The following is a 5,547-nucleotide window of genomic DNA, read 5'->3' as shown; positions in this document are numbered from 1 at the left end:
CAAGAATTGGAGAAATCATTGCTTCAATCAGAATATCAAAGATTGATTTAACGAGCTTAATGATCATGCTAACCAAAAGAACAATCAGGATAATATACTGGAGGAACATCCCTATCCAGTTGACTTTATAGCGCATGTAAACTGATTCAAAAGCACTCAATTGATTAATGACTCGGTGTTCTGTAATGCTTTCAACTCCAGTATTATTGGAATTCAACTTATGTAGGAACAAGCCTTTAATCCCTGGTATTTTATCATGTTTCTCTATATCCTGTATCATTTTTGGATTCGTTGTACCATAGTTTGCCCCAAAATCAATCTTGGTCGCAAAATCAGTCGTGTCCCGCTGTTCAGGACTATCCGTGATATTATTGACAGGGGTAGATCCCTCTTGAACAGGCTTGATAAAGCCATAATCATCCATTGGAAACAACTCCGTAGAAAAATCCTTGTAGATCAAGACTTTTAAGTCTACCACATTATTTTTCATGGGTTGAAGAGCCAGGGAGGAAGTCGGTTGACTGCCAGATGGCGCTTCACTGGAGACTGTCTGGATAGACATGGCATCCTGTGCTACTGCTGTTGATATAGTGGTCAAAGCTAGTGGCAATACGGCAGTTACAGCCGTTACCAAAAGGAAATTCGTGATGACTCCTTTGTATTTGACTGGCTTTGTAAAAACTCCTGCGACGGCCGACACGACCAAAATCAGGGTGAACAAGGACGTCCCCAATAGCTGAAACCAGTAAAAGAACTGGCCTATAATCGTCTTCTGGTCGCCTAGATAACCGAAGAGACCAAAGAGCTTGAACATATTATTAAAAACATGTTCTAGGCTGGAAGTGATTTGATAAAGAGCCTTGGCAATCCCTCCTGGTAAATAGGTGAGAAATGCCATAAATGCAGGAGTCGGTTCTAAATAGTTATTCCAATAGGAATAAAACTCTGCCAGCTTTTTTGCATTCTCGCCTGTAATCTCACCATCAAGATTCTTGATCTCATTCACCAAATCTGAAAAGGTTTGATAGTGCACTAAAGATACCTTCTTTCTTTTTAAGATACCCCTATCATATTCGATAATGGCAAAATCGTTTTTAAAGGGACAATGAAATTCTGACAACAAAAAAAAGCCTCAAGTAATTGAGACTTTTGTAAGTTAATCTGCGGTTCCGTTGAAATCATAGAAAGCATTGTCTTCTTTATAGCCACGGCGGAGTTCAATGATTCGGATTTTTTTACCACCCTCGGTCAAGACGACTTGATAATAAGAGCGAGCTTCTTCAGGTTTATCTATATCTTTATAGTCAACAGCGATTGTAAAGTTATCCTTTCCTTTCAGCTGACTCTCTAGACTAACTAGAGTGCCTCTGAAATCAGCTGGGATTCTCTTCACTTGTTCTTCTGAAAGAACACTATAATTGATGCTTTCACCGTCGTTATTTGAGATGGTTCGTTTTTCTTTATCAAACTTTAAGGTAGTTCCTACTCCACCCTTAAAATCACTACTCTCATAACCATGTTCTGGTGAAAAGCCCGTATAGCTATCTTTTAACACATTTTTAGAGAGACTTTCAGGTGATTTTTGACCACATGCCCCTAGTAAAATCAAGGCTAACCCTACTAAAACAATTCTTAAAAAGTGCTTTGCTTTCATCATTTTTTCTCCTAATCATTATTTACCTCATTATAACAAACATCATTTTTTCTTGCAAGTGTTTATATAACTTATTGTACATCTTTTTAGATAACTTCATCCGCAAAGAAGTCGTCTCCGTCATCATAATAATCATAGTCACCGTGAATAACACTAGCTGCAGCTGCCTGGAATAATTCATCTGTGGAAGTGAAGGATTGGGATTGTACCTTTTGCCCTTTACTGTGACGGCCTGATAGTTTAGGAGTTTCGCCATTGTTGCTGAGGAGTGGCATGGTCAAACGTTGCCTCCAGTCGATGATGTTGTTGAAGGCTGTACCTGCATCAACTGCTATTTCTTGAAGCTCTAGCTCACGGTGTGCACTTTCGACTGGAATATCCGCAAGAGTCATCGATGTATCAAACTCCTCTTGTAAGAACATGTATTTGTAAGGGAAGCTGTTCTTATCATGTGCGAAGATTGGATCCGTTGTGACCTTACGTCCAACATTATCCCGTCCCTTGACCCCACGTAAGATAACTGCTTCTCCTTCCTGAAGCTTGGCCAATTGCGTTGGTGTCAACAACTCTTGTTTTGGATTCTCGACAGCTACATTTGGATTGGCTTCGTCCAGGATATTGCTGGAGCGCCGTCTTCTCGTGATTGTACGTGTACCTAACTCAGCACTAAATTTCTTATTGGTGTCTGGAGACGTTGTTTTGACATAAACCTTCAACGAACAGTTATCCATAATGGTTTGAGCAACATTTTGACCATAGACATCATACAGTTGCTCCAAGTTTTGAATCCATAGGTAATAGAGAATGTTTTGCCCCAATCCAATGGAGATTTTCTTATCCATGTGAGGAATGGCTGGCATGTTTGTAAACTCATCCAAGATATGGAGAATGCGATTGATACATTTCCGACCATTTGACAAGGCAAGCTCATAGTTAGCATTGAATAGCTGATCTAAGAGTAAAGAAACAATTCCATTATACTCTGTTCGGTTTGGCGGTGTTACCAGGTAGATGACTTTCGGTTTATCTGAATAAATCAGTTCAATATCCGACTCCTGAAGAAGATTTTGGGTATCTTCTTTATCCTTTAATACGGTTATATCGATATGATCTAAAATCGGCTTCTTGGTATACTCATCTAGTTCTGGACTATCTCCATCTTTTCTATAGACTTTCTCAGCTGAGAATTGAAAGACTTGATCCCGAACTGAAGACTGACCATTGTTCTTATGATTGAAATCAATTGTTACCGTAAACTGATCTGGAAGTTTAGGCTCGATGGCATAGGTCAGATATCCTTCCCCATCGACAAGAGCTGTAGCTTGCTTCACATAGTCAACTTTCTTTTCGACTTTCCCCCATTTCTTCAATCCTGTAATCGTTACTTTAGCAGTCTTGTGCTTGAACTCGTTTTTGAGTTGGCTATTGGTGCTTGATCTCAGCTTGACAGACAATCGACGTGGGAAGCCAACAGACTCTAAATCAATAGAGTTTTTAGAAGTCAGTTTGGCCACATTGTCTTGTAAGAACAAGTTGATCCCTGTCATCATGCTAGAGTAGACATTACCTTTAGTCTCATCACCACCAAAATCTGAAGCACGAAATTCGATATCCGCCATTTGTCTAAATTTCGAGAATTGTTTTTGATTGACTTGTCTCAAATTATCAAAATAGACTGTGATTTTTGACTTCTTCGACACTTGTTGTTCTCTGCTTGGATTCTCGACGATTTCTCCAGCACCATCCACAAAGACTTCTTCAGATCCCATTGTCGCCAAAAATTTCGCAACGTTAGGGATGGTAATGGTATCCCAGGCATCATCTTCACCATTTTGATAGGTTTCATTAGCTCGATCCATCAAAGCCATTGTCAGAGCATTAAACAGGGATATAGAAGACTTACGGAAGTATTCCGCATTTCCCTTCTCTCCTCCCTTTTGTTTGGGATAAATGGATTCTGCGACTGCGTTGACATAGGTTTGAGTCTTCTCATAGTAACCCTTCTTTGCGGCAGCTATAGCCAAAGCTAGAGGATTGTAGGACATAGACCAATCCATATTTTGGAAAGAAAGAACATTAACTTCATAGCCACGTTGCCTCATGAGTTTGTAGGAGGCTTGATAATGCTCCCCTTTCGGATCTGCAAGAACCATCGACGGCTGCAATTCCGCACGACTATTGATTTCAATGGCTGGAGTGATCTGACCTTCCCCCTTACCTGAACGAGTCATCCCAATCCCTAACAGATTCGTTGGCTTATCTTCAATGTAGTAGTAACCTGAAGGAAAAGCGAACATGCCTAAAATCCGTTCCGCATTGGTCACATATCGACTGATTTTCCTATTTTGCCATAAGATTTGGGTTCTGAGTGTTTGCCCTGCTAAATCATGAGTCAGCTCATGAAATACTGGAGCCCCACCTTCACCTGGATAAGTTAAAGCTTTATTCGGAATCTTTTTGTATTGACGACGAATTTCATCAATCGTCACAAATCGGTCATCTCCCTCTTCATTATTGTTATAGTCTCGAAACTGCTCGAAGTTTATCCAGGCAGATTTCCAAGCGATAACTAAGCCCAATAGAAAGATTGGAAATGCTAAAATCGGTGCTATCAAGAAGACTTTAGCGTTCAATAAACTTTGAAATAAGAGGCTGTTTAAGTCAAAGTTTACGGCCTTACTAGCATCTTTAAACGACCAAATACTAAAATAGAGAAAGCGGATTGTAGCTCTCAAAACAGTAACCAGGTAATTGGTTAAGATAAAAGCAATAAAGCTAAAACCTAATCCCATATAAACGAAGCTGCGGTAACTTTTAAAATAAAGAATGGGTTTCATTTCTTTATCAAAACGTTTCCGTTCTCGTTTGACAAAAGGAAGGGTATAAAATATCCTGAAGAAAACATTCCAAAGAATGAGAGAGGCAAGCGCAAAGATTTTAGGTAAGAATGACTTCATTCCATTGAGCAGCCCTCTAACTGATTTGAACCATACTTGTTTCCAATCAATTCCTTTACGATTTTTCCAACCTCTTTTTATTGCTTGCCTTAGACTACTCTTTCCTGCTAATAACCTTTGATAGCTTCTTAAAAAATACGGCTGGAAGAGTTTGAATAGGTAATAACCTGCTACCCCTAGAAAAAGGAAGGTATTGAGCCAACTGGCTCGAATCAGTTGGATAAGGGTATAAAATACTACTTCAAATAACTCAAACAAACGACTACCCCCTTACACCTTCCAAGAACCATTCCATTTTTCGAGTATAGAAGCTCGAAAAGAGAAATATGTGAAACTGTAGCCTTGGAGAGGCTTTCTCATAACGGTTAAAGTAATTTTCTAACCATTTCTCCCCATCCAACTGAAGAACATTCAATCGACTAGATCGACTTTGTTCTAAGTAATTGGTCACCTGAAGAGATTCTGCAATCAATTCATCAGACAGATAATTGTATTTTTGTCTTGCCATTGTTGCACTCCTTTCTTATTATTTCTTAATTCCCCTCTATTCTAAGGGATAATATCAAATTCTTTGTTAAAGGGACAAAAGATATTGTTATATCATAAGTTATATAACTTTTTGTATAACAAAAAAGCACACAAGTGTTCTTGTATGCTTTCAATCCCTTTAGAATGGGGATTCTACATCCATTGGTTCAGGATAAGATGGAGGAATAGAACTTGGTATCGGCTGAGAAAAGCCCTGTTGTTCCTGCTTACGTCGGTTAGATGCTTCCCTATTTTCAAGGAAAGTAATTCCTCCTTGTTGATTTGGGGAAATAAACTGATACGTCCGACGTTGACCATGTTCATCATTATAAGGTCGTTGGATAATTTCTCCTTTTAAGAGGATTGGAGAGCCTTTAGATAGGCTCTGAGCCATCAACTCCGCTTGTT

At 39.2% G+C, this 5,547-nt stretch carries 4 protein-coding genes and 1 pseudogene; all 5 read right to left on the bottom strand.

All coding sequences use genetic code 11. The features are described 5' to 3' along the window. On the bottom strand, nt 1-1,033 hold a 1,033-nt coding region (locus QM460_RS10140), incomplete at its 3' end, for a pLS20_p028 family conjugation system transmembrane protein (RefSeq protein WP_414290033.1). Nucleotides 1,034-1,156: 123 nt separating this feature from the next. Continuing rightward, a complete protein-coding gene (locus QM460_RS10135; RefSeq protein WP_084910576.1) occupies nt 1,157-1,657 on the bottom strand; it encodes a hypothetical protein in 501 nt (166 codons plus the stop codon). An 83-nt stretch (nt 1,658-1,740) separates the two neighbouring features. Further along, nucleotides 1,741-4,869 carry a VirD4-like conjugal transfer protein, CD1115 family gene (locus QM460_RS10130; RefSeq protein ID WP_414290032.1) on the bottom strand — a complete coding sequence of 1,043 codons (3,129 nt, stop codon included), beginning with the start codon at nt 4,867-4,869 and terminating at the stop codon, nt 1,741-1,743. Between the two features lie 4 nt (nt 4,870-4,873). Then, nucleotides 4,874-5,119 carry a hypothetical protein gene (locus QM460_RS10125; RefSeq protein ID WP_000113750.1) on the bottom strand — a complete coding sequence of 82 codons (246 nt, stop codon included), beginning with the start codon at nt 5,117-5,119 and terminating at the stop codon, nt 4,874-4,876. A gap of 159 nt (nt 5,120-5,278) precedes the next feature. Beyond that, nucleotides 5,279-5,547, bottom strand: a pseudogene (locus QM460_RS10120) (single-stranded DNA-binding protein); the annotation flags it as partial.

This window comes from Streptococcus infantis (assembly GCF_047464415.1).
GTDB lineage: Bacteria > Bacillota > Bacilli > Lactobacillales > Streptococcaceae > Streptococcus > Streptococcus infantis_AE.
The sequence above is the reverse complement of the archived record's forward strand: the minus strand, read 5'-3'. Positions and strand labels throughout refer to the sequence as shown.

Bases quoted from the DNA above. Each gene is read 5' to 3' on its own strand.
- QM460_RS10135 (WP_084910576.1), bottom strand. From the start codon at position 1,657: ATGATGAAAGCAAAGCACTTTTTAAGAATTGTTTTAGTAGGGTTAGCC.
- QM460_RS10125 (WP_000113750.1), bottom strand. From the start codon at position 5,119: ATGGCAAGACAAAAATACAATTATCTGTCTGATGAATTGATTGCAGAA.